Annotated in this window: 28 protein-coding genes and 2 tRNA genes; 17 read left to right on the top strand and 13 right to left on the bottom strand. The window is 67.5% G+C overall.

The genetic code is table 11. The features are described from left to right. A partial coding sequence (locus tag C0461_RS06920; RefSeq protein WP_292105137.1) for an NUDIX hydrolase occupies positions 1-606 on the bottom strand: 606 nt, incomplete at its 3' end. Continuing rightward, on the bottom strand, positions 603-2,915 hold the full coding sequence (rnr, locus tag C0461_RS06915) for a ribonuclease R (RefSeq protein ID WP_292105136.1): 2,313 nt from the start codon (positions 2,913-2,915) through the stop codon (positions 603-605). The genes rnr and C0461_RS06920, both read right to left, overlap by 4 nt. Before the next feature lie 118 nt (positions 2,916-3,033). On the opposite strand from rnr, the gene C0461_RS06910 reads away from it, so the two are divergent. Continuing rightward, a complete protein-coding gene (locus C0461_RS06910; RefSeq protein WP_292105134.1) occupies positions 3,034-4,437 on the top strand; it encodes a cystathionine beta-synthase in 1,404 nt (467 codons plus the stop codon). 4 nt (positions 4,438-4,441) lie between these two features. After that, the gene (locus tag C0461_RS06905; RefSeq protein ID WP_292105133.1) at positions 4,442-5,605 is read left to right on the top strand and encodes a cystathionine gamma-synthase; all 1,164 of its coding nucleotides are present in this window, start codon (positions 4,442-4,444) and stop codon (positions 5,603-5,605) included. 72 nt (positions 5,606-5,677) lie between these two features. Here C0461_RS06905 and C0461_RS06900 read toward each other — a convergent pair whose 3' ends face one another. Both C0461_RS06900 and C0461_RS06895 read right to left on the bottom strand, forming a co-directional pair. Continuing rightward, the gene (locus C0461_RS06900) at positions 5,678-6,079 is read right to left on the bottom strand and encodes a DoxX family protein (protein WP_292105131.1); all 402 of its coding nucleotides are present in this window, start codon (positions 6,077-6,079) and stop codon (positions 5,678-5,680) included. 24 nt (positions 6,080-6,103) lie between these two features. Further along, the gene (locus C0461_RS06895) at positions 6,104-7,621 is read right to left on the bottom strand and encodes an AMP-binding protein (RefSeq protein ID WP_292105142.1); all 1,518 of its coding nucleotides are present in this window, start codon (positions 7,619-7,621) and stop codon (positions 6,104-6,106) included. Positions 7,622-7,848: 227 nt separating this feature from the next. Here C0461_RS06895 and lipA point away from each other — a divergent pair, with 227 nt between their 5' ends. The 3 genes from lipA to C0461_RS06880 all read left to right on the top strand — a co-directional run bounded on the left by lipA (position 7,849) and on the right by C0461_RS06880 (position 10,022). Then, positions 7,849-8,811, top strand: a complete 963-nt coding sequence (gene lipA, locus C0461_RS06890) for a lipoyl synthase (protein WP_292105129.1) — start codon at positions 7,849-7,851, stop codon at positions 8,809-8,811. 13 nt (positions 8,812-8,824) lie between these two features. Continuing rightward, positions 8,825-9,274, top strand: coding sequence for a type II toxin-antitoxin system RatA family toxin (locus C0461_RS06885; protein ID WP_292105128.1), 450 nt, complete (start codon positions 8,825-8,827; stop codon positions 9,272-9,274). 73 nt (positions 9,275-9,347) lie between these two features. Further along, positions 9,348-10,022, top strand: coding sequence for a glutathione peroxidase (locus tag C0461_RS06880; RefSeq protein ID WP_292105126.1), 675 nt, complete (start codon positions 9,348-9,350; stop codon positions 10,020-10,022). Here C0461_RS06880 and C0461_RS06875 read toward each other — a convergent pair. After that, the gene (locus tag C0461_RS06875) at positions 9,992-10,225 is read right to left on the bottom strand and encodes a hypothetical protein (RefSeq protein ID WP_292105124.1); all 234 of its coding nucleotides are present in this window, start codon (positions 10,223-10,225) and stop codon (positions 9,992-9,994) included. The two genes, C0461_RS06880 and C0461_RS06875, sit on opposite strands and share 31 nt — an antisense overlap. Before the next feature lie 25 nt (positions 10,226-10,250). Continuing rightward, positions 10,251-10,340: transfer RNA gene (locus tag C0461_RS06870), tRNA-Ser, on the bottom strand. 92 nt (positions 10,341-10,432) lie between these two features. On the opposite strand from C0461_RS06870, the gene C0461_RS06865 reads away from it, so the two are divergent. The 5 genes from C0461_RS06865 to C0461_RS06845 are packed head-to-tail and all read left to right on the top strand — an operon-like array spanning position 10,433 to position 14,513. Beyond that, on the top strand, positions 10,433-11,272 hold the full coding sequence (locus C0461_RS06865) for a septal ring lytic transglycosylase RlpA family protein (protein WP_292105122.1): 840 nt from the start codon (positions 10,433-10,435) through the stop codon (positions 11,270-11,272). Between the two features lie 48 nt (positions 11,273-11,320). Next, the gene (gene tmk / locus C0461_RS06860) at positions 11,321-11,947 is read left to right on the top strand and encodes a dTMP kinase (protein WP_292105120.1); all 627 of its coding nucleotides are present in this window, start codon (positions 11,321-11,323) and stop codon (positions 11,945-11,947) included. Next, a complete protein-coding gene (locus tag C0461_RS06855) occupies positions 11,944-12,930 on the top strand; it encodes a DNA polymerase III subunit delta' (protein ID WP_292105118.1) in 987 nt (328 codons plus the stop codon). The genes tmk and C0461_RS06855 overlap by 4 nt, the downstream gene beginning before the upstream one ends. Beyond that, a complete protein-coding gene (locus C0461_RS06850; protein WP_292105117.1) occupies positions 12,931-13,710 on the top strand; it encodes a TatD family hydrolase in 780 nt (259 codons plus the stop codon). Continuing rightward, a complete protein-coding gene (locus C0461_RS06845) occupies positions 13,707-14,513 on the top strand; it encodes an MBL fold metallo-hydrolase (protein ID WP_292105115.1) in 807 nt (268 codons plus the stop codon). The genes C0461_RS06850 and C0461_RS06845 overlap by 4 nt, the downstream gene beginning before the upstream one ends. Before the next feature lie 15 nt (positions 14,514-14,528). On the opposite strand, the gene C0461_RS06840 is transcribed toward C0461_RS06845, so the two are convergent. From C0461_RS06840 to C0461_RS06830, 3 genes are all read right to left on the bottom strand, one after another. Beyond that, positions 14,529-14,897: a c-type cytochrome gene (locus tag C0461_RS06840; protein ID WP_292105113.1), complete on the bottom strand. Its 369-nt coding sequence runs from the start codon at positions 14,895-14,897 to the stop codon at positions 14,529-14,531. A 159-nt stretch (positions 14,898-15,056) separates the two neighbouring features. Continuing rightward, the gene (locus C0461_RS06835) at positions 15,057-15,269 is read right to left on the bottom strand and encodes an alkylphosphonate utilization protein (RefSeq protein ID WP_292105139.1); all 213 of its coding nucleotides are present in this window, start codon (positions 15,267-15,269) and stop codon (positions 15,057-15,059) included. 111 nt (positions 15,270-15,380) lie between these two features. Beyond that, a tRNA-Leu gene (locus C0461_RS06830) sits at positions 15,381-15,465 on the bottom strand. 97 nt (positions 15,466-15,562) lie between these two features. Between C0461_RS06830 and C0461_RS06825 the strand changes: the two genes are divergently transcribed. Then, positions 15,563-15,754, top strand: coding sequence for a hypothetical protein (locus C0461_RS06825; RefSeq protein WP_292105111.1), 192 nt, complete (start codon positions 15,563-15,565; stop codon positions 15,752-15,754). Here C0461_RS06825 and C0461_RS06820 read toward each other — a convergent pair. Then, positions 15,751-16,575, bottom strand: coding sequence for an NAD(P)H-hydrate dehydratase (locus tag C0461_RS06820; RefSeq protein ID WP_292105109.1), 825 nt, complete (start codon positions 16,573-16,575; stop codon positions 15,751-15,753). The two genes, C0461_RS06825 and C0461_RS06820, sit on opposite strands and share 4 nt — an antisense overlap. Positions 16,576-16,686: 111 nt before the next feature. Here C0461_RS06820 and C0461_RS06815 point away from each other — a divergent pair, with 111 nt between their 5' ends. Beyond that, the gene (locus C0461_RS06815; protein WP_196838892.1) at positions 16,687-17,025 is read left to right on the top strand and encodes a P-II family nitrogen regulator; all 339 of its coding nucleotides are present in this window, start codon (positions 16,687-16,689) and stop codon (positions 17,023-17,025) included. A 72-nt stretch (positions 17,026-17,097) separates the two neighbouring features. Continuing rightward, a complete protein-coding gene (gene glnA, locus C0461_RS06810; RefSeq protein ID WP_292105104.1) occupies positions 17,098-18,507 on the top strand; it encodes a type I glutamate--ammonia ligase in 1,410 nt (469 codons plus the stop codon). 64 nt (positions 18,508-18,571) lie between these two features. Here glnA and C0461_RS06805 read toward each other — a convergent pair whose 3' ends face one another. Beyond that, positions 18,572-19,375, bottom strand: a complete 804-nt coding sequence (locus C0461_RS06805) for a serine protease (RefSeq protein WP_292105102.1) — start codon at positions 19,373-19,375, stop codon at positions 18,572-18,574. Positions 19,376-19,473: 98 nt separating this feature from the next. Here C0461_RS06805 and C0461_RS06800 point away from each other — a divergent pair, with 98 nt between their 5' ends. Both C0461_RS06800 and C0461_RS06795 read left to right on the top strand, forming a co-directional pair. Then, positions 19,474-21,654 carry a S9 family peptidase gene (locus tag C0461_RS06800; protein WP_292105101.1) on the top strand — a complete coding sequence of 727 codons (2,181 nt, stop codon included), beginning with the start codon at positions 19,474-19,476 and terminating at the stop codon, positions 21,652-21,654. Beyond that, a complete protein-coding gene (locus tag C0461_RS06795) occupies positions 21,639-22,196 on the top strand; it encodes a GNAT family N-acetyltransferase (RefSeq protein ID WP_292105100.1) in 558 nt (185 codons plus the stop codon). The genes C0461_RS06800 and C0461_RS06795 overlap by 16 nt, the downstream gene beginning before the upstream one ends. A 1-nt stretch (position 22,197) precedes the next feature. Here C0461_RS06795 and C0461_RS06790 read toward each other — a convergent pair whose 3' ends face one another. After that, positions 22,198-23,370: an aspartyl/asparaginyl beta-hydroxylase domain-containing protein gene (locus C0461_RS06790; protein ID WP_363377836.1), complete on the bottom strand. Its 1,173-nt coding sequence runs from the start codon at positions 23,368-23,370 to the stop codon at positions 22,198-22,200. Between the two features lie 170 nt (positions 23,371-23,540). Here C0461_RS06790 and C0461_RS06785 point away from each other — a divergent pair, with 170 nt between their 5' ends. Next, positions 23,541-24,092: an RcnB family protein gene (locus C0461_RS06785; protein WP_292105098.1), complete on the top strand. Its 552-nt coding sequence runs from the start codon at positions 23,541-23,543 to the stop codon at positions 24,090-24,092. Positions 24,093-24,204: 112 nt separating this feature from the next. Next, positions 24,205-25,032: a Ku protein gene (locus C0461_RS06780; RefSeq protein WP_292105095.1), complete on the top strand. Its 828-nt coding sequence runs from the start codon at positions 24,205-24,207 to the stop codon at positions 25,030-25,032. A 27-nt stretch (positions 25,033-25,059) separates the two neighbouring features. Here the strand turns inward: C0461_RS06780 and wrbA are convergent. Then, the coding region (gene wrbA, locus C0461_RS06775; RefSeq protein WP_292105093.1) for an NAD(P)H:quinone oxidoreductase at positions 25,060-25,397 on the bottom strand (338 nt) is incomplete at its 5' end.

The raw sequence follows: 25,397 nt of genomic DNA, 5'->3' as shown, positions 1-25,397 counted from the left end.
GCGGGTGATAGCGGGCAGGTCCAGGGCCCGGGCCTCGTCCATGGGGATCCAGGCCACCGTGTCCAGCTCCTCGGTCGGACGCGCGGCGGGCACGTCCAGCAGGGCCTCGGCCTTGGCCATGAAGAATCGGGCGTCGAAGCGGCGGGTGCGGCCCGGCGGGGTGATGGCGCGGGCCATATAGGTCAGGGCCGACAGGTCGGGCAGGGCGCCCACCGCGCGAAAGCCGCGCCAGGGTCCGGCGATGGACGCGGGTGGCGCGGGGCGGGCCAGGCTCAGGCCCGTCTCCTCGAAGGTTTCGCGGATGGCGGTCAGGGCCAGGGCGCGGGCCCGGCGCGCGGGCAGTTCCCGGGCCAGCAGCGCCTGTGAGGCCTTCGGCAGGTCGCCGGCCGCCTCGATGCGGAAGTCCGACGGATCGATCCGCCCGCCCGGAAACACCCACTTCGAGGCCATGAACACGTGCCCGGCGGCCCGGCGGCCCATCAGCACCTCGGTGTGTCCGCCCGCGGTCCGCGTCAGGATCAGGGTCGCCGCATCCTTTGGCTTCATGCGCACGCCCATATGCGGCGCGTCCTTCAGATCCTGGGCGGCGTCGAAGGGGTGGTTCAACGCCGCTTGCCCTTTCGCACGCCTTTCAGCCCGCCGGACGGCGGCTTGGGCCCGCCCGGGCGTTTGGCGCCGCGCTTCGGCCGATCGTCGCCGCCGCCTCGCCCGCGCACGCCCAGACGCGGGGCCGGGGCGTTGGGGTCGCGGGGCTCGGGCTCGCTGACCATCTCGAACACCAGCCCGCCGGTGATGGGCGTGGCCTCCACCAGCTTGACCTCCACCTCGCGGCCCAGACGCCAGCGCTTGCCGGAGCGGTCGCCCACCAGGGCGTGGGCGCGGTCGTCATGGACGAAATACTCGTCCCCCAGCTGCGAGATGGGCACGATGCCGTCGGCGCCGGTTTCCTGCAGCCGCACGAACAGGCCGAATCGGGTCACGCCCGAGATGCGTCCGGCGAAGGTGGCGCCCACGTGCTCCTCAAGGAAGGCGGCCACATAGCGGTCCGTCGCCTCGCGCTCGGCGGCCATGGAGCGGCGCTCGGTGGCGGTGATGTGCTCGGCGATGGCGGGCAGTTCCGTGGCCTCGGAGTCCGTCAGCCCGTCGTCCCCCAGCTTCAGCGCCCGGATCAGGGCCCGGTGCACGATCAGGTCCGCATAGCGCCGGATGGGCGAGGTGAAGTGGGCGTAGCGGTCCAGATTCAGCCCGAAGTGGCCGATGTTCTCCGGCGAATAGATGGCCTGCATCTGGCTGCGCAGCACCACCTCGTTGACGATCTCGGCGTGGCCGCTGTCGCGGGTCTCGTCCAGCAGGCGGTTGAACCGCTTGGTGGTGGGCGCCTCGCCCTTGGTCCAGGGCTTGCCGATGGTCTGCAGGAAGTCGGCCAGGTTGAAGATCTTCTCCTGACTGGGGGTGTCGTGGACCCGGTAGATCAGGGGCGTTTTCTTCTGCTCCAGCGTCTCGGCGGCGCAGACGTTGGCCTGCACCATCATCTCCTCGATCAGGCGATGCGCCGGGATCGAGACGCGGGCCTGAATGCCGACAACCTCGCCGTCCTTGTCGAACAGGATGCGGCGCTCGCTGCTTTCGATGGCCAGCGGGCTGCGGCGCTCGCGGCCCTTCAACATGGCGGCGTAGGCGTTCCACAGGGGATAGAGGATCGGCTCCATCAGCGGGCCGGTCAGGTCGGCGGTCTCGCCCTCGGCCTTGCCGTCGATGGCGTCCTGGGCCTGCTCATAGGCCAGCTTGGCGTGGGACCGCATCAGGCCGCGCACGAAGCGGTGCGACAGTTTCCGGCCGTCCTTCGAGAACACCATGCGCACGGCCAGGCAGGCCCGGTTCTCGGCCTGCTTCAGGCTGCACAGCCCCGCGGACAGGTGTTCGGGCAGCATGGGCTCGACCCGGTCGGGGAAATAGGTGGAGTTGCCCTTGTCCCGCGCTGTGCGGTCCAGCGCCGAGCCGGGGCGCACATAGGCGGCCACGTCGGCGATAGCGACCCAGATGATCCAGCCGCCTTCGTTCTTGGGGTCCTCGTCCTTCTCGGCGAATACCGCGTCGTCGTGGTCGCGGGCGTCCATGGGGTCGATGGTGATGAAGGGGATATGGCGCAGATCCTCGCGACCCTTCAGGGTCGGCGCCTCGGCGGCTTGGGCTTCGTCATCCACGGCCTCGGGGAAGCCCGTGGGCACGCCGTGGGCGTGGATGGCCAGCAAGGAGGCGGCGCGGGGGTCATCCTCGCGGCCCACGATCTCCAAAACCTTGCCCTGTTTGGGGCCGTGGCGGCGTTCCGACTTCTCAAGCGCCGCCAGCACCAGATCGCCGTCGCGCAGGGGCTCGGCCTCCAGCTTCGACAGCACAAGGAAGTCCTTCACCTTGCGGTCCACCGGCTCGATGCGGGTCTCGCGGCCGCCCTTGCGCACCACGCCCAGAAGCCGGTGGGCGCTCTGGCCCAGCTTCTTGATCATGCGGGCGGTCCACTGATCGCCCTCTTTCTCGAACTTCGCCAGCAGCCGGTCGCCCAGACCCGGCGCGGCCCCGCGCTCGTTGTCGCCCGGCAGCAGCAGGGCCAGGGGCGCGTCCTCGCCGCCCTTTGTCAGGCGTACGAACAGGTCGCCGTCGGCGTCGCGCTCCACCACATCGGCCACGCCCACCGGGGGCATGGCGCCGGCCTCGGCGAAGCCCTTGCGGCCGCGCTTGCCCAGCTTCCCCTCGGTCTCCAGCTCTTTCAGCATGTCGCGCAGGGCCCGGCGCTCTGCGCCTTTGAGGCCGAAGGCGCGGGCGATGTCGGCCTTCTCGGCCTCGCCCGCCTCACGCAGGAATTGCAACAGGGTGTCTTTGTCGGGAAGGCCGGCGGGCCGGCGGGGAGATTTGGCCATGGTCCCTCTGTAACGCGGGAATCGCGTTTAGGCACACGCATTGACCCGCCCCGCTTGACGCAGCGGCGCCGCCCGATCAGCTTCCGGGCCAAAATCCCGCTCAGGAGTTCATCAGCGCATGTCGCTACCGGAAACGCCCGTCCTCACCCACCCCGCCGGGTCGCTGCTCGATCTCATCGGCAAGACGCCGATGATGGAGGTCACCCGTATAGACACCGGCAAATGCCGGCTGTTCCTCAAGCTTGAGAGCCAGAACCCCGGCGGCTCCATCAAGGACCGCATCGCCCTGGCCATGATCGAGGCGGCCGAGAAGGAAGGCTTCCTCAAGCCTGGCGGCACCATCGTCGAGGCCACGGCGGGCAACACCGGCCTGGCCCTGACCTTGGTCGGGACGCAAAAGGGCTACAAGGTCCTGCTGGTCATTCCCGACAAGATGTCGCGCGAAAAAATCCAGCATCTCAGGGCGATGGGCGCGGATGTTCGTCTGACACGTTCGGATGTGCCGCACGGGCATCCCGAGTATTACACCGACATGGCCGAGCGACTGGCCCAGCAGCTGCCCGGGGGCTTCTACGTCAACCAGTTCGCCAACAAGGCCAATTCCGAGGCCCACCGCCTCAGCACCGGCCCGGAGATCTGGGAGCAGATGGGGCACGATGTGGACGCGGTCGTGTCCGGCATCGGTTCGGGCGGCACCATCACCGGGGTGGGCCAGTTCCTGCATTCGGTCTCGCCGAAAACCGAGATGATTCTGGCCGACCCGGTGGGCTCCGTGCTGGCCGGGCTGGTCAATGAGGGCGTGCCCAGCCCCGAGGGGAGTTTCGCGGTGGAGGGAATCGGTCAGAATTTCGTGCCGGACACCACGGACATGACCGAGATCGCCAAGGCCTATTCGATCCCGGACACCGAGGCCATCGCGGCGGCGCGGGAGCTTCTGCTGAAGGAAGGCGTGCTGGCGGGCTCCTCGTCAGGCACCCTGCTGGCCGCGGCGCTGCGCTATTGCCGCGAACAGACCGAGCCCAAGCGGGTGGTCAGCTTCGTCTGCGACACCGGCGCCAAATACCTGTCCAAGGTCTACAACGACGCCTGGCTGGCCGATCAGGGTCTGACCGAGCGCGAGATGCACGGCGACCTGTCGGACGTCATCACCCGCAAGTATGAAGAGGGCGCAGTCGTCGCCATCGGCGCCGACGACACCCTGGACACCGCCTTCAAGCGCATGCGCAGCGCCGACGTGTCCCAGCTGCCGGTGATCGTGGACGGCCGTCTGGTGGGCATCCTAGACGAGAGTGACATCGTCCATGTGCTGAACACCGACGAGATCACCCGCGAGGCCCGCTTCAAGAAGACCGTAGGCGAGGTGATGATCCGCGATCTGGACACCCTGCAGGTGGGTGAGCCGCTGGACGCCCTGATCCCCATCTTCGACCGCGACCGGGTGGCCATCGTGCTGGACGGCGAGAAATTCGTGGGCCTGATCACGCGCACGGACCTGATCAATCACCTGAGCCTGAATCGGTAAGGTCATGGACAGCAAGAAGAACAGCCAGGGCTTCTCCACCCGCGCCATTCATGGGGGACAGCATCCGGACCCGACTACGGGCGCGGTGATGACGCCGATCTACGCGACGTCCACCTACGCCCAGGAAAGCCCGGGGGTGAACAAGGGCTATGAGTACGCCCGGGGCAAGAACCCGACGCGCGAGGCCTTCGAGGCCTGCATCGCCGATCTGGAGGGCGGCACCCACGGCTTCGCCTTCGCCAGCGGCATGGCGGCCACGTCCACCGCGCTGGAGCTGCTGGACGCGGGCGCCCACATCGTCACCGGCGACGACCTCTATGGCGGCTCGTGGCGGCTGTTCGAGCGGGTGCGTCGCCGGTCCATGGGGCTGGACTTCGCCTATGTGGACCTGTCGGACCTGGGCGCGGTCGAGGCGGCGATCACCGACAAGACGAGGATGTTATGGGTCGAGACTCCCACCAATCCCCTGATGAAGCTGGCCGACATCTCCGCCCTGTCGAAGATCGCGAAGGCGCACAATCTGTTGCTTGTGGTGGACAACACCTTCGCCACGCCCTGGAGCCAGCAGCCGCTGGGCCACGGCGCCGACATCGTCATGCACTCGGCCACCAAATATCTGAACGGGCATTCCGACATTATCGGCGGCGTTCTGGTGACGAAGGACCCGGAGCTCGCGACGCAGATCAAGTTCCTGCAGAATTCGGTGGGCGGGGTGATGGGGCCGTTCGACGCCTTCCTCGCCAACCGGGGCCTCAAGACCCTCGGTCTGCGCATGAAAGCCCACAACGAAAACGCCATGGCCGTGGCCCGCTGGCTGGAGAGCCATGCAGGCATTGAACGGGTCATTTATCCGGGGCTGGAGAGCCATCCCCAGCACGAGCTTGCCAGGCGCCAGATGAACGGCGCTTTCGGCGGCATGGTGACCGTGCTGATCGACGGCGATCTGGCGCGCACCAGGCAGGTGCTGGAGCGGGTGGAGGTGTTCACCCTGGCGGAATCCCTGGGCGGGGTCGAAAGCCTGGTGAACCATCCCGCCATCATGACCCACGCCAGTGTGCCGAAGGAGGTGCGCGAGGCGGGCGGGGTTACGGACAACCTGATCCGCCTGTCCGTCGGGGTCGAGGATGTCGCCGACCTCATCGCCGACCTGGAGCAGGCGCTGCGCTAGAGCCCGATCGGCATCGGTGAAATCATTTCAGGATTTCGCCGATGCCGTGAAGACCGCCAGGCAGGGTCCGTCTCAGGCGCGCTTGCGCAGGAGGGCGTCCACGCTCCACGGACCGGGTCCGGCGAAGATCAGATAGAGGAAGGCGAAGCAGTACATGATCGCCAGCTCGCCGCCGTTGTTCAGCGGGTAGACGTCGCCCGGGGCGTGAAACTGCCAATAGGCCACGGCCATCATCCCCGAGAGAATGAAGGCGGTCGGGCGGGTGAACAGGCCCAGAATGATGAGGGCGCCGCCGACCAGCTCAAGCACGCCGCCGATCCCCATCTGGGTCATCAGTTCGAAGGGCCCGCGCGCCTCCGCCGGAAAGCTGAAGATTTTCTGCGTGCCGTGCTGAATGAACAGCAGTCCGGTCACGATGCGGAAGATGCTCAGCACCTTTGGCGACCAGGCCGTCAAAGCCGATGTCTTGATCATTGTCTTCCCCCCCCAAACGGGCGGTCAGGCCGCCCTGGATTGAACCTCGGCCATTTTCTGGATGGCCACATAGTCCGTCTTGCCGGTGCCCAGCACCGGAAGTTCTCCAACCTTCACTATACGCTTGGGAACCGCAAGCTCGGGCGCGCCGTGGGTGCGGGCCCATTCGGCCAGGGGCGCCACCTCGGCGTCGTCCCGGTCGGTGACCAGGACCAGACGCTCGCCCTTGCGGCTGTCGGGGATCGAGACCACGGCGTGGCGGCCCTCGGGCCAGACGGCGTCGGCGATGCCCTCCACGGCGGTCAGGCTGACCATCTCGCCGCCGATCTTGGCGAAGCGCTTGGCCCGCCCGAGGATGCGCACATAACCCTCGTCGTCCACATCCACGATATCGCCCGTATCATGCCAGCCGTCCGGCAGCGCTTCCAGGCAGTCCGGATCGGCGGGCGACAGATAGCCGGCCATGACGTTAGGCCCCCGCAGGAACAGGCGCCCGCCCTGGTCGATGCCCTCGACACGCTCCAACCGCCATTCCATCCCCGGCAGGATCTGGCCCACCGTGCCGAAATGATTATTGCCCGGCTGGTTCACCGCCACCACGGGCGCGGCCTCGGTGGCTCCATAGCCCTCAAGAAGCTCCAGCCCGCCGAAGCGCTGGTTGAACATCTCCCGCGTCTCGTCGCGGACCCGCTCGGCGCCGGCCACGACGAACTGGATGGTCGAGAAGTCGTCGGGGCCCGCCACCCGTGCGTACTGGTTCAGGAAGGTGTCGGTGGTCATCAGCACCGAAGCGTTCACCTGGGGCAGCAGGTCGGTGATCTGCTTGGCGTGAAGCGGGGAGGGGTACTGAAAAGCCTTCAGCCCCTGCAGCATGGGCAGGATCACCCCGCCGGTGAGGCCGAAGCAATGGAAGGTCGGAAGCGGATTGAAGAACACCCAATCGGGGTCCAGATCGATATGCGAGGCGATCTGCAGGGCGTTGGCCACCAGATTGGCCTGGGTCAGCACCACGCCCTTGGGCGCGCCGAAGCTGCCCGATGTGAACAGGATCACACCCGGGTCGTGGGGGCTGGTCTCGGCACGGAACTGTCTGGGGAAGATGCCGGCCATCAGGCCGTACAGCTTGTCCTGAATCCCGACGGTCTTGCGGATGTCGTCCAGCCAGATGATCTCGGCCACGGGCTCAAGCGCCACGACCAGGTCGTCCAGCCTGGCCTGTTCGATGAAGCGGCGCGCGGTCAGAATTTTCTTCACGCCGGCCGTGGCGCAGGCGGCTTTCAGGTTGCGGGCTCCGGAGGTGAAATTCAGCATCACCGGGGTTCGCCCGAAGGCGTGCAGGCCGAAAAAGGTCACCACGACGCCCATGCTGGACGGCAGCATGATGGCCACGCGCTCGCCGGGCTCGGTGATAGCCGCGATCTTGCGGCCCAGCACGAAGGCGGCGCGGATCAGCCCGGTGTAGGTCAGGGGTTTCCTGTCCTGATCCTCGATGATCTCCTTGTCGCCAAACCGTTCACGCGCACCGATCAGGGCGTCGAACATGGATTGCTGAACAGCCTTCTCATCAAACGGAACCGGCAAGCGTACGTCTCCCTTGAGGGCTGTGGCGCCCCTCTGTCTTTTCGCAGCGTAAACTAGAGGCGGGTCAGACCGTTGAAAAGGTCTGTAACATCCGGGAGCGTGAAAGCCTTCGTGACCGGGGCGGGCCTTGCCTTTGAGGGCTGAAAGTCCGACATAGCGCCTTCGTTGCAAGGAGCTCCGTCACGCCGATGGTGACGCTGATCGACACCCTGGCCCGGAAGCCCTCCGAGCTTCGCCACCCGGAAAAGCAGAACCGGCCGGAAAGCCCTGTCCTGCGCAAGCCGGACTGGCTGCGGGTCAAGGCGCCGGGATCGGGCCAGTACAACGCCACCAAGGCCATCGTGAAGGACAAGGGCCTCGTCACCGTGTGCGAGGAGGCGGCATGTCCGAACATCGGCGAGTGCTGGAGCCAGAAGCACGCCACCCTGATGATCATGGGCGACACCTGCACGCGGGCCTGCGCCTTCTGCAACGTGAAGACCGGCCTGCCCCAGCCGCTGGACCCGGAAGAGCCGGGCAAGGTCGGTCTGGCGGTGGCGCAACTGGGCCTGAATCATGTGGTCATCACGTCGGTGGACCGGGACGACGTCTCGGACGGCGGCGCGGCCCACTTCGCCGAGGTGGTGCGCCAGATCCGGCTGCAGGCGCCGAAGACGACCGTGGAGATCCTGACGCCCGATTTCCTGCGCAAGGACGGGGCGGCCGAGGTGATGATCGACGCCACACCCGACGTGTTCAATCACAACCTCGAAACCGTGCCCCGCCTGTATCTGAAGATCCGGCCCGGCGCCCGCTACTTCCACTCCCTGCGCCTGCTGCAGATGGTCAAGGAGCGCGACCCCAACCAGTTCACCAAGTCCGGCATCATGGTCGGCCTCGGCGAGACCAAGGAGGAGGTCATGCAGGTGATGGACGACATGCGCTCGGCCGGCGTCGATTTCATCACCATCGGCCAGTACCTGCAGCCCACCCGCAAGCACGCCCCCATCGACCGCTTCGTCACGCCGGAAGAGTTCAAGGCCTATGAGGCCATCGCCCGGGCCAAGGGCTTCCTGATGGTGTCGTCCTCGCCCCTGACCCGCAGTTCGCACCACGCCGGCGACGACTTCGCCCGGCTGAGGGCGGCGCGCATGGCCCAGCTGGGCCGCTGAGGCGCCGTTCCGCTTGGCCGTTCACCGCGTCACCCGCATCCTGCCGTACACGCCCGACCAGCTGCTGGAGCTGGTCGCGGACGTGCGCGCCTATCCCGAGTTCGTGCCGTGGGTCACCTCCATGCGCGTCTGGAACGAGCGCGAGGAGGGGCCCGGCGTGACCCTGCTGGACGCCGAGGCCGGCGTGGGCTTCGCCGTGCTGAGGGAGAAATTCTCCACCTGGGTCCGGCGTGACGCGAACCGCGACGTGGTGGAGGTGGGCCTGATCCGCGGGCCGTTCAGACACCTGAAGAACCGGTGGGAGTTCCATCCCCACCCCGACGGCGCGCGGCTGGAGTTCATGATCGACTTCGCCTTCAAGTCGCGCATGCTGGACATGATGCTGAGCGCCAATTTCGACCGGGCCGTGAACGCCCTGATCCGCTGTTTCGAGGCGCGGGCGCGGGCTTTGTACGGCGGCTGAGCCTGTCCGGCGTCCAGCTATGGGCGTGGCGCGTATTTGGGCCTATCCTTGTTAGGAAGACGGAGGGTTCATCATGTCGCGCATCTCCCTGACGGGCATCGCCCTGGTCGCTGCTCTGGCCGCCTGTGACCGGGCCGAGCCGGCCGCTGGCGCCGAGACCGCCCAGGCGGAAGAGCAGGAACTGGCCCCGACCGAGGCCGTCAACGCCGCCGTCGCCGAACATCAGGCCCTGTTCGCCGCCGCGCCGCCTGTGGAGCAGGCCCCCGAGGGCACGGCATACCGCTTCGCCTTCGACGGCCTGTCCACGCCCAACCTGCCCATGACGGCGTTCCAGGGCGACGTGGTGCTGGTGGTCAACACCGCCTCCAAATGCGGCTTCACGCCCCAGTACGAGGGCCTTCAGACACTGTACGAGGAGTATGGCGCGCAAGGCTTCGCCGTGGTCGGCGTGCCGTCGGGCGACTTCCTGAATCAGGAGCTTGAGACCGCCGAGGACATCCGCGAGTTCTGCACCCTGAACTTCGGCGTCACCTTCCCCATGGCGGGCCGCACCCGCGTCACCGGCGATGACGCCCACCCGTTCTATCAGTGGGCCCGTGCCGAGATGGGCCAGTCGGCCGTGCCCGCCTGGAATTTCCACAAGCTGCTGATCGACCGCCAGGGCCGCCTGATCGCGGCCTTCCCCTCGACCACAACGCCCACGGCCGACGAAATCCGTCAGGCGGTCGAGCGGGCGTTGTCGGCCTGACCGGTGTAGAAGGCCTGCTCGCCCATGAGGTTGAAGACCCACGGTCCCTTCAGGAAATAGGCCGGCGCGCTGTCCTCCATGCGGAACCACCAGCCGTTGGCCTCCCAGTACAGACAGGTCTTGCCCTCGGTGTCCCAGACGTATTCGTCCGACTGGTAGAACGCCGGCTCACCGGCCGGGGTGTAGAACCACTTCACGGCCATGACGTCCTCTCGTCTTCAGTGGGGATGGCGGACAGGGTGGGATTCGAACCCACGGTAGGCTCACACCTACGGCGGTTTTCAAGACCGCTGCCTTAAACCACTCGGCCACCTGTCCGGCGCGGGGTGCATAGCAGGGAAGGGGGGCGTTAACCAAAGCGGAAAATTTCGCGGCGATGATGCAGGCTCGATTCACTGAACGAGGCAGGCGTGCTGGAACGGCTCATCCCATCTGTGCGCATCGGCTTGGCGGCCATGTCCATGCTGGTTCTGGCGGCGTGCGCCTCGGGCGGCGGGCGGGATCTGCCGCGCGGGGGCGTGCTGACGCCGCCCGTGGTCAGCGACCCGGCGCCCATCGTCAGCGGCACCATGCGCCCCTATCAGATCCGGGGCCGCTGGTATCATCCGGCGCACCAGCCGAACTATGAGGAAACGGGACAGGCGTCCTGGTATGGGCCCGGTTTTCACGGCCGCCCTACGGCCACCGGCGAGCGGTTCGACGAGAACGCCCTGACCGCCGCCCACAAGACCCTGCCTCTACCCGGGCTGGTGGAGGTGACCAACCTGTCCAACGGGCGCAGCGCCATCCTGCGCCTGAATGACCGGGGTCCGTTCGTGGACGGCCGCATCATCGACCTGTCGCGTGGCGCGGCCCAAGAACTGGGCCTGCTGAACGCAGGGGTGGGCCAGGTGCGGGTGCGCTATCTGGGTCCCGCCCCGCGCCAGGGCGGCTGGGCCGCCGGCGGCGTGCAGACGGCCTCGGCGCCGGCGCCGGCGCCCGTTCCGCCGACGGTGCGGGCTCAGGCTCCTGCAGTCGCCCCGTCCACCAGCATCTACTGGATCCAGGCGGGCGCATTTTCGGATCGGGGCAATGCCCGCGCCGCCGCCCGCCGTCTGGGCGACCGCGCCAGGGTCAATGCGGCCAATGTGAACGGCCAGCGTCTGTGGCGCGTCATGGTCGGGCCCTGGGGCGATCCCAACCAGGCCGAGCAGGCGCGGCAGGGCGTCATCGCCCATGGATTCGCCGACGCGGCCATCGTCGGGGGATAGAGGCGGCTTCGGGCTTGCCTCAGGCGTCAGGCCCGCCATTGTGCGGGCGTGACTCGCGGACGGTTCATCACCCTTGAAGGCGGCGAAGGCGCCGGCAAATCGACCCAGGCCCGCCGCCTGGCCGAAGCCCTGCGCGCTGAGGGCCATGAGGTGGTGCTGACCCGCGAGCCGGGCGGGTCGCCGGGCGCCGAGACCCTGCGCGAGGTGCTGGTCAACGGCGCCGCGGATCGATGGACTCCCACGGCCGAGGCCTTGCTGATGTATGCGGCCCGCTCCGACCATCTGGACCGCCTGATCCGTCCCGCCCTGGCGCGGGGCGCCTGGGTCATCAGCGACCGGTTCGCCGACTCCAGCCGCGCCTATCAGGGGGTCGCGGGCGGGCTGGACCCGGATTTCATTGAGGCTCTGGATCGTGGCGTGGTGGGCGAGGATCAGCCGGACCTGACCCTGATCTTCGACCTCCCGGCGTCGGCGGGTCTGGCCCGCGCGGCGGACCGGGGGGCCGCCGAGGCGCGGTTCGAGGGCAAGGGCGCGGCCTTCCACGACCGCCTGCGCGAAGGCTTCGCCGCCATCGCCCGGGCGCACCCGGAACGCTGCGTCATGATCGACGCCGACGCCGCGCCTGACGCGGTGTTCGACCGCATCTGGTCCGTGGTGCGGGAGCGGCTGGCGTGAGCGACCATCCCCGTGACCGCTTTGATCTGGCGCCCCATCAGGACGCCGAGCGGGCCTTCACCGACGCCCTGTCGCGCGGTCGGCTGCACCACGCCTGGATGCTGACCGGCGTGGAGGGGGTCGGCAAGGCCACCTTCGCCTACCGCGCCGCGCGCCGGCTGCTGGGCGCCGAACCGGACCCGTCGCGGGGCGAGCTGGGCGCGCGGCCCATGGACCCGGTCAGCCAGCTGGTCTCGGCCCAGTCGCACCCCGACCTGATGATCCTGGAACGGGCCGGGGAGGGCGCCAAGTTGAAGCGCAACATCTCGGTCGATCAGGCCCGCGAGCTGCCGGAGTTCTTCTCCATGAGCCCGTCGCGGGCGCGCTACCGGGTGGCGATCATCGACGCGGCCGACGACCTTAACATGAACGCCGCCAATGCCTTGTTGAAGGTTCTTGAAGAACCGCCGGAGCGGGGCGTGCTGTTTCTGGTCACCCATGCGCCGGGCCGGCTGCTGCCCACCATCCGCTCGCGCTGCCGCCGCCTGAACTTTCCGAACTGGACTGTGGAGGCCCTCGGCGCCCTGGTCAGCCGGCAGGCCGGTCTGGCCGACGAGGAGGCGGGCCGCATCGCCGCCATGGCCGCTGGATCGCCGGCCGCGGCCCTCATGCTGGCGGGGGACCAGATGCTGGAGCTGGACCGGTTGGCGCGGGGCTGGGTCAATGACGGTCGGGCGGACATCGCCGAGGAGATCGCCCAGGCCGCCAAATTCCGGGGCGCTGACGGCCCGGAGAATTTCGACCGCCTGTTCGACCGCCTGATGGCGGCTGTGAAGGACCGCGCCGCCTCGTCCAGCGGGCGCGAGGCCGCAGCCTGGTCCGAGACCTGGAGCCGCCTCAGCGTCATGCCGGATCAGGTTTCAGGCATCAATCTGGACCGGGCCGACGTTCTGGCCGCCGCCATGGCCGAGATCGGCCGCGCCCAGCGCATCGGAGCCGCCTGAATGCTGATCGACAGCCATGTGAACCTGCACGCGCCCCAGTTCGACGAGGATCGCGATGCGGTCATCGCCCGGGCGCGCGCGGCGGGCGTGGCGCTGATGGTCGAGATGTCCGACAAGGTCTCCACCTTCGAGGCGACCCACGCCCTGGCCATGGTTCATGACGACATCTGGTGCACGGTCGGGACGCATCCGCACGAAGCCAAGGAAAATCCGTCCCTTGCCGCAGATGACCTCATCCAGCTTGCGAAGCGTCCAAAGGTGGTGGGGATTGGCGAATGCGGGCTGGATTTCCACTACGACCTCAGCCCCCGCGATGTTCAGGCCCAGGTCTTTCGGGCCCATGTGGCCGCCGCCCGCGAGAGCGGTCTGCCGCTGGTTGTCCACACCCGTGAGGCTGACGACGTGATGGCGGACATCCTTCGCGAGGAGCACGCCAAGGGGCCGTTCAAATTCCTGATGCACTGCTACACAAGCGGCCCGGAACTGGCGGAACTGGCGGCGGAATTGGGTGCGTGGTTCTCCGTCTCCGGCATCGCCACCTTCAAGGCGGCCGAGGATGTGCGAGCGGTCATCCGCGCCATGCCGGAAGACCGCATCATCGTGGAAACCGACTGCCCCTATCTGGCCCCCGTGCCCCACAGGGGCCGTCGCAACGAGCCGGCCTATATCGGCCACGTGCTGGACAAGCTGGCCGAAATCCGGGGCTGGAGCCGGGATGTGGCCGAGCGGCGCACCACCGACGCCTTTTTCGCCCTGTTCGACCGGATTCCCCGCCCGTGACCGGCCGCTGGGTCTTCACCATCCTGGGCAGCGGATCCTCGGGCGGGGTGCCCCGCGGCGACGGGGACTGGGGCGACTGTGATCCCGGCAATCCCCGCAACCGCCGCCGCCGATGTTCGCTGCTGGTCCAGCGCTACGGGGCAGGGGAGACGCCCACCAGCATCCTGATCGACACCTCGCCGGACCTGCGCGAGCAGATGCTGGACGCTGGCGTCCGCCATCTGGACGCGGTGCTCTACACCCACGACCACGCCGATCAGGCCCACGGCATCGACGACCTGCGGGTCTTCGCCATGCGCACCCGGCGTCGCATCCCGTGCTGGATGGACGCCCCGACGCGCGAAACCCTGGAGAGCCGGTTCCGCTACATCTTCGAGCCGGTGGAGGGCTATCCCGCCATCTGCGATCTGCACGACCTGCCGCCGCTGGGGACGCCGTTCACCATCGACGGCCCCGGTGGCCCGGTGGAGATCATGACCTTCGACCAGTTGCATGGCCCGATCCACTGCGTGGGTTATCGCATCGGCCCCGTGGCCTATTCGCCCGACGTGTCCGATCTGGACGACGCGGCGCTGGCCGAGGTCGCCCGCGCCGACACCTGGATCGTCGACGCCCTGCGCTGGACCCCGCACCCGACCCATACCCACGTGGACAAGACCTTGGGCTGGATCGCTCGCTCAGGCGTCAAAGCCGCCGTGCTGACCAACCTGCATCTGGATCTGGACTATGCAGCCCTGAAGGCCGTCGCGCCCGCCAATGTGGATGTGGCGTATGACGGCCTGTCCCTGACCTTCACCGCCTGACGCCCGCTGACGAGGTCACTCCTCCTGGATGGAGGCCAGATAGGCGATCAGGTCGCGGTTCTGGCCGGCGTCCAGCACGAATTCCGGCATGGTCGAGTGCGAGGTCACGAATCCCTCGGCGAACGCTTCCTCCAACTGCTCGACCGGATACCGGCGGCTGATCTCGCGAAGAGGCGGCGCCGCCGCCAGGGGGCTCGCGCCGTCATCGCCCACCGCATGGCAAGCCGAACACTGCTCGCGGGCGAAGACGGCGCCGCGCGCCGCCGAGCCCAGCTCTCCCGCCGGCGGGCTGTCGGTGGGAAGGGCCGCTGTATGCTGCGGCGCTGGATCGGCGGATGTGCAGGCTGCAAGCAACAGCACCGCCAGGACGGACCGAATGATCATGATGGCTTCCTTTTCAGACGGTCTCAACGCGCCGCCTGAGTGGGTGATCCTTGATGCCGATCCCTGTGCTGTCAATCACCTGACTATCACATATTTCGCATAATATATCTTAGGCGATAAACGGATATGTCGTCCCGCGACACCACAGGCCCCCTCCGCCTAAACCTTCCTCACGAACTCCGCGCGCAGGACCAGGCCCTTGATGATGGGATGGCGGCAGTCGATCTCCTGATCGTCACCGGTCAAGCGTATGGACTTGATGACCGTGCCGCGCTTCAGCGTCTGGCCCGCGCCCTTGACCGCCAGATCCTTGATCAGGGTCACGCTGTCCCCGTCGGCCAGCGTATTGCCCACGGCGTCACGGACGACCACCTGGCTCGCTTCGGCGCCGGCGGCGGCCTCCTCGGGGCTGAGCCATTCGCCCGTGGCCTCGTCATAGACGTAATCGCCGCTGTCAGTCATGTCGGTCCCCGGCAGAAACCATGGTGCGGATGAGAGGACTCGAACCTCCACGCCTTGCGGCGCTGGAACCTAAATCCAGTGCGTCTACCAGTTCCGCCACATCCGCATGAGGCAGGCGTGGCCTCTATGACGTTCCGGGACGCAATGGCAAGGGGAACCGGACCTCCGTCCACGCGCTACAGGGAGTCGCGCGAGAAAATCTGATGGGCCAATCGTTTCATAATCGACCGGCAGACTTCACCGACGCAGAGGTTGAATCCCTGCGGCTGAAGCTGCTGGATGCGGCCGGGCGCATGACCGAAGATCAGGTCCTGAAGCTGGCCGACTCCCTCCACGAAGTGATGCGTCGTCGTCGCGGCTCTCGCTCTTTCCAGCGCGTGGAGATGAAGCTCTAGGTCAGCAGCGCCCCCTGGATAGGCCCGATCCGGTCCGGCAGATCTTCCGAAACAAGACCCGGTCCGATCGCCCTGCCCGCCTCGGCGTGAATCCAGACGGCGGCGCAGGCGGCGTCGAAGCTCTCCATCTTCTGGGCCAGCAGGCCGCCGATCATGCCCGCGAGCACATCGCCGGCGCCGGCCGTCGCCAGCCAGGGCGACCCCTGCCGGTTGACCGAGACCCGTCCATCCGGGGCGGCGATCACCGTATCGGCCCCCTTCAACAGGACAACGGCTCCGGCGGTCACCGCGGCCCGGCGGGCGGCCCCTTCCCTGCCGTGCTGATCCAGGAGGCCCGGGAACAGGCGCTCGAACTCGGCCGCGTGGGGCGTCAGGACGTCGTCGCGGTCCAGGCCGCTGAACAGGTCCCCTGCCCGGCCTTCGAACAGGCTCAGGCCGTCGGCGTCGATGACCAGGGCGACGCCGTTCCGTTGCAGGGCGGCGATGTTGGCGGCGGTGGCGTCGGTCAGGCCGGCGGCCGGGCCGATGATCATGGCGTCCATGGGCCCGGCCAGGCGTCCCAGCTCCTCGGCGTCGTGAAACACGTCCAGCATCACCGCTTCCAGCACCGGGGCCAGAACCGGAGCGGCGTCCGGCGGACAGAACACCTTCACCAGCCCGGCGCCGATGCGCAGCCCCGCCCGCGCCGCCAGCCGCGCGGCTCCGGTGCGCAGGGCCGGACCGGACACGACGCCCAGCCGACCGCGGCTGTGCTTGTGGCTGTCGGCGCCCGGCCTGGGCAGCGCGGACCGCCAGAGATCCGGATGGTTGGTCTGGGTCATGGCGCCATCACGCTGTGACAAATCTGCGAAAGAGGCTTGCGTTATTGTGCAATGCAATGTCCCTTATCATCCCGTGTGCCGAGTGGCGAAACGCCGCGCTTCGGGGAGCCCATGAAGAAGATCGAAGCCGTCATAAAGCCCTTCAAGCTGGATGAAGTGAAGGAAGCCCTTCAGGACATCGGGGTTCAGGGCATGACCGTTCTGGAGGCCAAGGGATACGGCCGTCAGAAGGGGCACTCCGAACTCTATCGGGGCGCCGAGTACGTCATCGACTTCCTGCCCAAGATCAAGCTGGAGGTGGTGGTTCCCGATGACATGGCTCCGGCCGTGGTCGAGGCGATCCAGACCGCCGCCCGAACCGGGAAGATCGGCGATGGCAAGATCTTCATCACCGATGTGTCCGACGTCATCCGCATCCGCACCGGAGAGACCGGAGCCCAGGCCATCTGACCTTCCGCCGTCGGCCGTTCCTACGCGGGAGCGGCCGTTTCCTTTTCAACCTCCCCAACCCGGACTTAGAGAATGAGCAGCGCCAGCAAGATCCTCCAGGAGATCAAGGACAAGGACGTGAAGTACGTCGATGTCCGCTTCACCGACACCCGCGGCAAGCTTCAGCATGTCACCTTCGATATCGATCTGGTGGACGAGGATTTCCTCAACGAGGGCACCATGTTCGACGGTTCGTCCATCGCCGGATGGAAGGCCATCAATGAGTCCGACATGCTGCTCAAGCCGGACCTGGACACGGCCTATATCGACCCGTTCTACCAGCAGACCACCATGTTCCTGTTCTGCGACGTGATGAACCCGGACACGGGCGAACCCTATTCCCGCGACAGCCGCTCCATGGCCAAGAAGGCGCTGGCCTACGTCCAGTCCTCCGGCGTGGGCGACAAGGTCTATTTCGGGCCAGAGGCCGAGTTCTTCATCTTCGACGACGTGCGCTGGTCCACCTCGGCGCATGAGACCGGCTACGCCTTCGACTCCACCGAGCTTCCGGCCAATACGGGCGCCGAATACACCGAAGGCAACATGGGCCACCGCCCGCGCGCCAAGGGCGGCTACTTCCCGGTCAACCCGGTGGACTCCGGCCAGGACCTGCGCGGCGAGATGCTGGCGGTCATGAAGGATCTGGGCCTGGAGCCCGAGAAGCACCACCACGAAGTGGCCCCGGCGCAGCACGAGCTGGGCCTGAAGTTCGCCGAGCTGGTGACCATGGCCGACCGTCTGCAGCTGTATAAGTACGTCATCCACAATGTGGCGGCGGCCTACGGCAAGTCGGCCACCTTCATGGCCAAGCCCATGTTCGCCGACAACGGCTCGGGCATGCACGTGCACCAGTCCATCTGGAAGGACGGCAAGCCCATGTTCGCCGGCGACAAGTACGCCGGCCTGTCCGAACAGTGCCTCTGGTACATCGGCGGCATCATCAAGCACGCCAAGGCCATCAACGCCTTCTCCAACTCCACCACCAACAGCTACAAGCGTCTGGTGCCCGGCTATGAAGCGCCCGTGAAGCTGGCCTACTCCAGCCGCAACCGCTCGGCCTCGATCCGCATTCCGTGGGTGTCCTCGCCCAAGGCCAAGCGCATCGAGGCCCGCTTCCCCGATCCCATGGGCAACCCCTACCTGACCTTCGTCGCCCTGCTGATGGCGGGCCTCGACGGCATCGAGAACCGCATCGATCCGGGCGCGGCCGCCGACAAGAACCTGTACGATCTGCCCCCGCAGGAGCGCGGCTCCATCCCCGAGGTCTGCGGCTCGCTGCGCGAGGCGCTCGAGAACCTCGACAAGGACCGCGACTTCCTCAAGAAGGGCGGCGTCATGGATGACGACTTCATCGACAGCTACATCGAGCTGAAGATGGAAGAGGTCGAGCGGCTGCAACTGCACCCGCACCCGGTCGAGTTCGACATGTACTACAGCTGCTGATCGCCGCTTCGGCGACGGTTCAGGAACGCCGGGTCCGCAAGGGCCCGGCGTTTTTGATTCGGCCCTATTCCGCCGCGATCGCCGCGGCTTCTTCCTCCGCTGCGGCCCGTTCCGCCTGGTTCAGCAGTTCGATGGTCTCACGGATGTAGCTGGCGTGAACCACCACGCCGATGCCGAGGCGCTCGCTGTCCATCTCCACCTGCTGGGTCAGGACGCCGGCGATGAAGGGATGTTCCGGCCGGGGCACGCCGGGCCGGCGCTGCGATGCGCCGGTCATGAAAACCGGGCCTCCCGAGTTGCCGGGAAAGACCGTGAAGTCCACGAGAAAGGTCGGAAAGGCCACGACCGGCGACAGGGGGTAGGAGGCGATTCGTCCCACCCTGAGGATAGGGAAGCCCGCCCGGTTTGCCGACAGACCGCGCGGAAAGCCAAGCGACATCATCTCATCGCCCGGCGCCACGTCGAACCGGGCGAAGGTGTAGCCGTCCGCCAGCCAGCCGGACGGGATGGCGGCGCGGGCGAAAGCCTCGGGCGCCTCGATGCTCATGACCGCAACATCGTGGTCGGGATGGCTGATCCACAAAGGCTCCGATTCCCCGTCCCGGATGGTCAGGGGCGCCGGGGTGAAACGCCAACTGCCGTCGCTGAGCGGCACGCGCCAGCCGATGCGCGCGTCCTGCCGGGGCATGCGGTTCAGCACATGGCCGGCGGTGACCAGGACCACCCTGGGCGTGCCGTCCGCGCGCGGCGCGTCGATCAGGAAACCGGTGCCCACGGTGCGTGTCCCGTCGCCCTGGGGCTGGTCCAGCTGGACCGTCGCATTGATCAGCGACACGGTCAGATCCCAGGTCACGGCTTCGGCGAACATGAACTCTCCTCAATGGTGCGCATCAGCATTTGACGGCCCGGCGAAGTCAGGCACAAGGTCGCGGCGCCAATAGGGCTGTCCAGTTCGGGGAATCGCGGATGAACCGCCGTCAAATGATCGTGTCTGTCGCCGCCTCGGCGACTCTCGCCGCCTCGGGCGCCCCTGTCCTGGCCCGTCAGCAATCCGGAGTTTCGATGCCCCAGCCGCCTGTCGCCCGTCGCGATCCCCACACCATCACCCAGCTGGGCCGGACCCGCACGGACAACTATTTCTGGATGAAGGACGACAACTGGCAGGCCGTGATGCGCGACCCCTCGGTGCTGCGCGCCGACATCCGCGAGCATCTGGACGCCGAGAACGCCTATTCCCGCGCCATGCTGGCCTCCACCGAAGACCTCCAGAACACCCTGTTCGAGGAGATGAAGGGCCGCATCAAGGAGGACGACAGCTCGGTCCCCGCCTCTGATGGCGAGTGGGAGTACTACACCCGGTACCAGATCGGGGCCCAGCATCCGCTGCACGCCCGTCGGCCGCGCGGGCGTCAGGACGGCGAACAGATCCTGATCGACGTGGACGCCCTGGCCCAGCCCCACGACTACTATGACGTGGGCGGCGCCGAGCACAGCCCCGACCACGCCCTCTACGCCTGGGCCGAGGATGCGCAGGGCTCGGAGTACTACGTCATCAGGGTCAAGGACCTGGCCACCGGCGAGGTTCTGCCTGGATCGGTGGAGAGCTCCACGGGCGGCTTCGCCTTCTCACCCGACTCCCGATGGCTGTTCTGGACCTTCCGCGACGAGAACGGGCGGCCGACGAAGATCTATCGACGCCCCGCGCGCGGCGGCGAGGACGTGCTGGTCTATGAGGAAACTGACCCCGGCATGTTCATCGGCGTGTGGACCACCCGGTCCGGCGCCTACATCGGCATCGCCATCCAGAATCAGGAGACCAGCGAATACAGGCTCATCCCCGCCTCCGACCCCACGGCCGAGCCGCGCGTGGTGGAGCCGCGCCGGGTGGGTGTGCGCTATGATCTGGAGCACTGGGGCGACCGCTTCGTGGTCCTGACCAATGCGGACGGCGCCATTGACTTCAAGCTGATGTGGGCGCCGGAGGATGATCCGTCCGCAGCCAACTGGACCGAGTGGAAGCCCCACCGCCCGGGAACCTTCGTCATGGAGACCACGGCGTTCGAAGGGCATCTGGTCCGCCGCGAGCGCGTCAACGCCAACACCCGCCTGGTCATCACCCGCAAGGACGACCTGAGCGAACATGAGATCGTCCAGCCGGAAGAAGCCTATGTGCTGGGCATGCAGGGCGGCTACGAGTTCGACACCACCACCCTGCGCTACATCTACACCTCGCCGACCACACCGACGCAGACCTGGGACTACGACATGGTCTCGCGCCAGAAGGTGCTGCGCAAGACCCAGGAGATCCCGTCGGGCCACAACCCCGAGGACTATGTGGCCCGCCGCCTGTTCGCCACGGCGCCCGATGGTGAGCAGGTGCCCGTCACCATCCTGGCCCGCCGCGACACGCCCATCGACGGCTCGGCGCCGCTGATGGTCTATGGCTACGGCTCCTACGGCTACTCCATGGATCCCAGCTTCTCGATCCGCAACCTGTCGCTGGTGGATCGCGGATGGGTCTGGGCCACCGCCCACATTCGCGGCGGCACGGAAAAGGGCTGGGGCTGGTTCCTGGACGGCCGCACGGACAAGAAGATCAACACCTTCACCGATTTCAACGCGGTGACCGATCACCTGCTGGCCAACGGCTATGGTGATCCGGCCAAGGTGGTGGCCTACGGCGGCTCGGCCGGCGGACTGCTGATGGGCGCGATCATCAATCTGCGGCCTGAGCTCTACACCGGCATCATCGCCGCGGTGCCGTTCGTGGACGTGCTCAACACCATGAGCGACGTCACCCTGCCCCTGACCCCGCCGGAATGGCCCGAGTGGGGCAATCCGCTGGAGGACGAGGCGGCCTACGACTACATCGCCCGCTACAGCCCCTATGACAATGTGACGGCGGCCCCCTACCCCGCCGTGCTGGCGACCGGCGGCCTGTCGGACCCGCGCGTGACCTACTGGGAGCCCGCCAAATGGGCGGCGAAGCTGCGCGAGTTCACCACCTCGGGCGACCCGATCCTGCTGAAGATCAACATGGAGGCCGGGCACGGCGGCGCCTCGGGCCGGTTCGACTTCCTCAAGGAGATCGCCTTCGACTACGCCTTCGCCCTCTGGTCGGTTGAGCGCGGATGGGAGCAGGTCTGATCATCCGGGACGCGGCGGCGGGCGACCTGCCCGCCGTGACGGCCCTTTACGGCCACAGCGTCCGCACCGGAACCGGCAGTTTCGAATACGCGCCGCCGGACCATGCCGAGATGACCGGGCGGTTCGCGCGCATACGCGACCTGGGCCTGCCATGGCTGACGGCCGAAATTGACGGCGCCTTCGCCGGCTATGCCTACGCCGGACCGTTCCGCATGCGCGCCGGATACGGCTGGCTGGTGGAGGATTCGGTCTATGTGGAGCCGGGCATGCAGGGGCGCGGCGTCGGCGCCGCCCTGCTGACGGCCCTGATCGCGCGATGCGAGGCCATGGGCCTGCGCCAGATTGTGGCCGTCATCGGCGACGCGGACAACGCCGGGTCCATCCGTCTGCACGAACGCTGCGGCTTCACCCACGCGGGCGCCTTTCGCGCCGCGGGCTGGAAGATGGACGGCTGGCGCGACGTGATCTTCATGCAGCGCGCGCTCGGCTCCGGCGACGGCGAGCCGCCCACAGGGGACGGCCTGCCCTTCGTCGGCGCCTGAGTCAGGTCCCCCAGGACCGGGCGCCGCCCTCATCGTCGATGGCGGCGAACATGGCGTTGACCAGCCGCCGCTCGTCCCCGGTCAGCTCCGGCCGCCAGATGTCGAACAGCAGGATGACGCGGGTCTGGTCGCTGGTGTTCCAGGCTTCGTGCTCAATGGTGTCGTCGAAGGCCCAGGTCTTGCCCTCGACCCACTCGCGGGTGTCGTTGCCCACGCGCAGGCCGCAACCGGGCGGCACGATCAGCGGCAGGTGACAGATCAGCCGCGTGTTCACCATGCCGGTGTGCGGCGGGATCCGCGCCCCAGGCTTCAGCATCGAGAACAGGATCGACGGCGTTCGCCCCGGCGTGCGGCTCAGGGGCGCGTCTTCCAGCGCCTCCAGAGTGCGCGGGCAACGCGCCGCGTTCGCCTCCACCGGCGCGCCATCCTTCCAGAGATAGAACGAGCTCCAGTCCGCATTCCCCAGCATGCCGTGATAGTCGCCGCCGGGCCGGTCCTTCTCGCCCTCCACATAGGGGGCGAAACTGGCAGGATCGGCCATGACGGCCAGAAGCTCCTCGCGGATGGCGTCGGTGGCGGCCTCCAGCCGGTCCATCCAGGGGAACTGCTCGCGCTCGTAGAACTGGATCTGCGGCAGCTCGGCGAACAGGAAGGTGCGCGGCTCCTGAACATAGGGCTGGCGACGGCCGGTCAGGATGTCGATGGAGCGGGCGAAGCGCCCCGACGCCCCCTCCATGCCGCTGCTGGCCAGCGCCTCGCGCAGGCGGCCCTCGAAGGCGGCGGCGTAGGTCTGCTGGCGGGCATGGGCGCGCTGCGCCTCCCGCATCAGGTCCGGCGGCAGGTCGGGCGGCGCCACGGCCAGGGCCTCGCCATAGAAGGCCGACGCCGCGCGGTCGTCGCCCGCCTCGGCGTAGTGGTCGCCCTTCATGATCAGGGCCCGCATGTTGCGCGGATCGATGTCCAGCAAGCGGTCCAGGGCCGCCAGCTTGGCCGGCTGGTCGCCCAGGGCGAGGCAGGCCAGGGCCACGCCATAGAGGCCGTTCATGTCGTTCGGCGCCGACTGGACCGCGCGCTCCAGCACGGCCCGGGCCCGGGCATGATCGCCGGCCCTCAGGGCGGCATAGCCTTCCTGAAGAAGGCCGACGTGAGACGCGGGTGTGGCGAACTGTGTGATGGTTTCTCCCCCTCCCGCAGGATCAGACGGCGTTATGCAAGCACCGTCAAGACGGCGCCGGAATGGCGTCGGCGGGATGAACCCCGCCTGACCAGCGCCGTTCAGAACAGGCTCAGCGGCGGGATTCTAGAGTGGGGGCAATCGACACTCCCGTCGAACAGGAGAACCCCATGAAGAACAAGGCTCTCACCGCCGCCGTCGCCGCCGTCCTCGCCGCCAGTTCGCTGGGCGTGGCCTCCGCCGCCGAAGCCCAGTCGCGCCATGACCGTGGCGACCGCTATGAACAGCGCCACGACCGGGGCGATCGTTACGACCGCCGCAACGACCGGCGCCCGGACGCCCGCAGCAATCAGCGCAACGCCCAGCAGCAGCGCGCCATGCAGCAGCGTCAGCGCCAGATCGCGCAACAGCAGCGCCAGATCCAGGAGCAACAGCGCCGTCTGCAACAGCAGCAGCGCGCGCACGCCGCCCGCATGATGGCCCAGCGTCGCTACAACGCCGGCGCCTATCACCGGCCCTACGGCTATCAGCAGCGTCACTGGCAGGCCGGGTACACCCTGCCCCCGTCCTATCGCCAGAGCCGCTACGTGGTCGATCACCGGCAGTACGGCCTTCGCGCCCCGCCCCGCGGATATCAGTACACCCGCGTCGACAATGACGTGGTCCTGACCGCCGTCGCCACCGGCCTGATCACCGCGGTCATCGTGGGTCTGTTCAACTAGGAGCGGGCCTGACCGGAATGGCCCCGTCGCAACGATGCGGCGGGGCTTTTTCGCGTCCGCTGAACCCGAAGCGTCGCCGCACGTTCAATCCGCCTTGAAGAAGGGCTGAACGATGGTTGCGAGACCCACATGGCAAGGCCGCCTGAAGCTGTCATTGGTCAGCTGCCCGGTGTCGCTGTTCACGGCGACGACCTCGGCCAACGACATCCGCTTTCACCTGATCAATCCCGAGACCAACAACCGCATCCGCATGGTGCCGACCGATCCGGACACCGGGCCGGTGGAGCGGTCGGACCTGGTGCGGGGCTATGAGGTCAAGAAGGACGAATACGTCCTGTTCGACGACGCCGACTTCGACAAGGTCAGGCTGGAGAGCACCAAGGCCATCAGCATCGACCGCTTCGTCGACGAGAAGGACATCGACCGGCTGTACTGGGATACGCCCCACTACATGGTGCCGGACAAGGACGGGGCCGAGGCGTTCTCGGTCATCCGCGAGGCCATGAAGAAGGCGGGCAAGGTGGCCCTGGGCTGTCTGGTGCTGCGCGGCAAGGAGCGTCAGGTGGCGCTGGAGGTGCGCGACAAGGGCATCGTCGCCTACACCCTCCGGGCCCAGGACGAGGTGCGCGACGCGGGCGACTTCTTCGACAACATTCCGACGGTGAAAGCCGACAAGGACATGATCGAGATCGCCCACAAGATCATCGGCCAGAAGGAAGCGGACTTCGATCCGGCCGAGTTCAGGGACGGCTATGACGACGCCCTGCGCGAAATGATCAACGCCAAGACAAAGGGCAAGAAGCTGGTGGCCTCGCCCGAGCCGGACGAGACCAACGTCATCGACCTTATGGAGGCCCTGAAGAACAGCCTGAAAGGTTCGGCCTCACCCGCCAAAAAGGCGCCGGCGAAGAAGGCTGCGCCGAGGAAGAAGGCCGGCTGACCCTCGTCCCCGGGCGCGCCGAAAGCCTCAGCCGTGCAGCTTCTTCGCCGTTTCGGCCACATAGCGGCCCTGCCAGCGGGCGCCTTCCAGCTCGTTGTCGCTGGGCAGGCGCGAGCCGTCGCCGCCAGTGATAGTGGTGGCGCCGTAAGGGCTGCCGCCGGTCACTTCGTCGATGCGCAGTTGGCCCTGCCAGGCATATGGCAGGCCCGCCACGACCATGCCGTGGTGCAGCAGGGTCTGGATCATGCCGATCAGGGTGGTTTCCTGGCCGCCGTGCTGGGACGCGGTGGAGGTGAACGCCGAGCCCACCTTGCCGGTGAACGCGCCGCTGGCCCACAGTCCGCCGGTCTGGTCGAGGAAATTGC

This window comes from Brevundimonas sp. (assembly GCF_013823285.1).
GTDB lineage: Bacteria > Pseudomonadota > Alphaproteobacteria > Caulobacterales > Caulobacteraceae > Brevundimonas.
The sequence above is the reverse complement of the archived record's forward strand: the minus strand, read 5'-3'. Positions and strand labels throughout refer to the sequence as shown.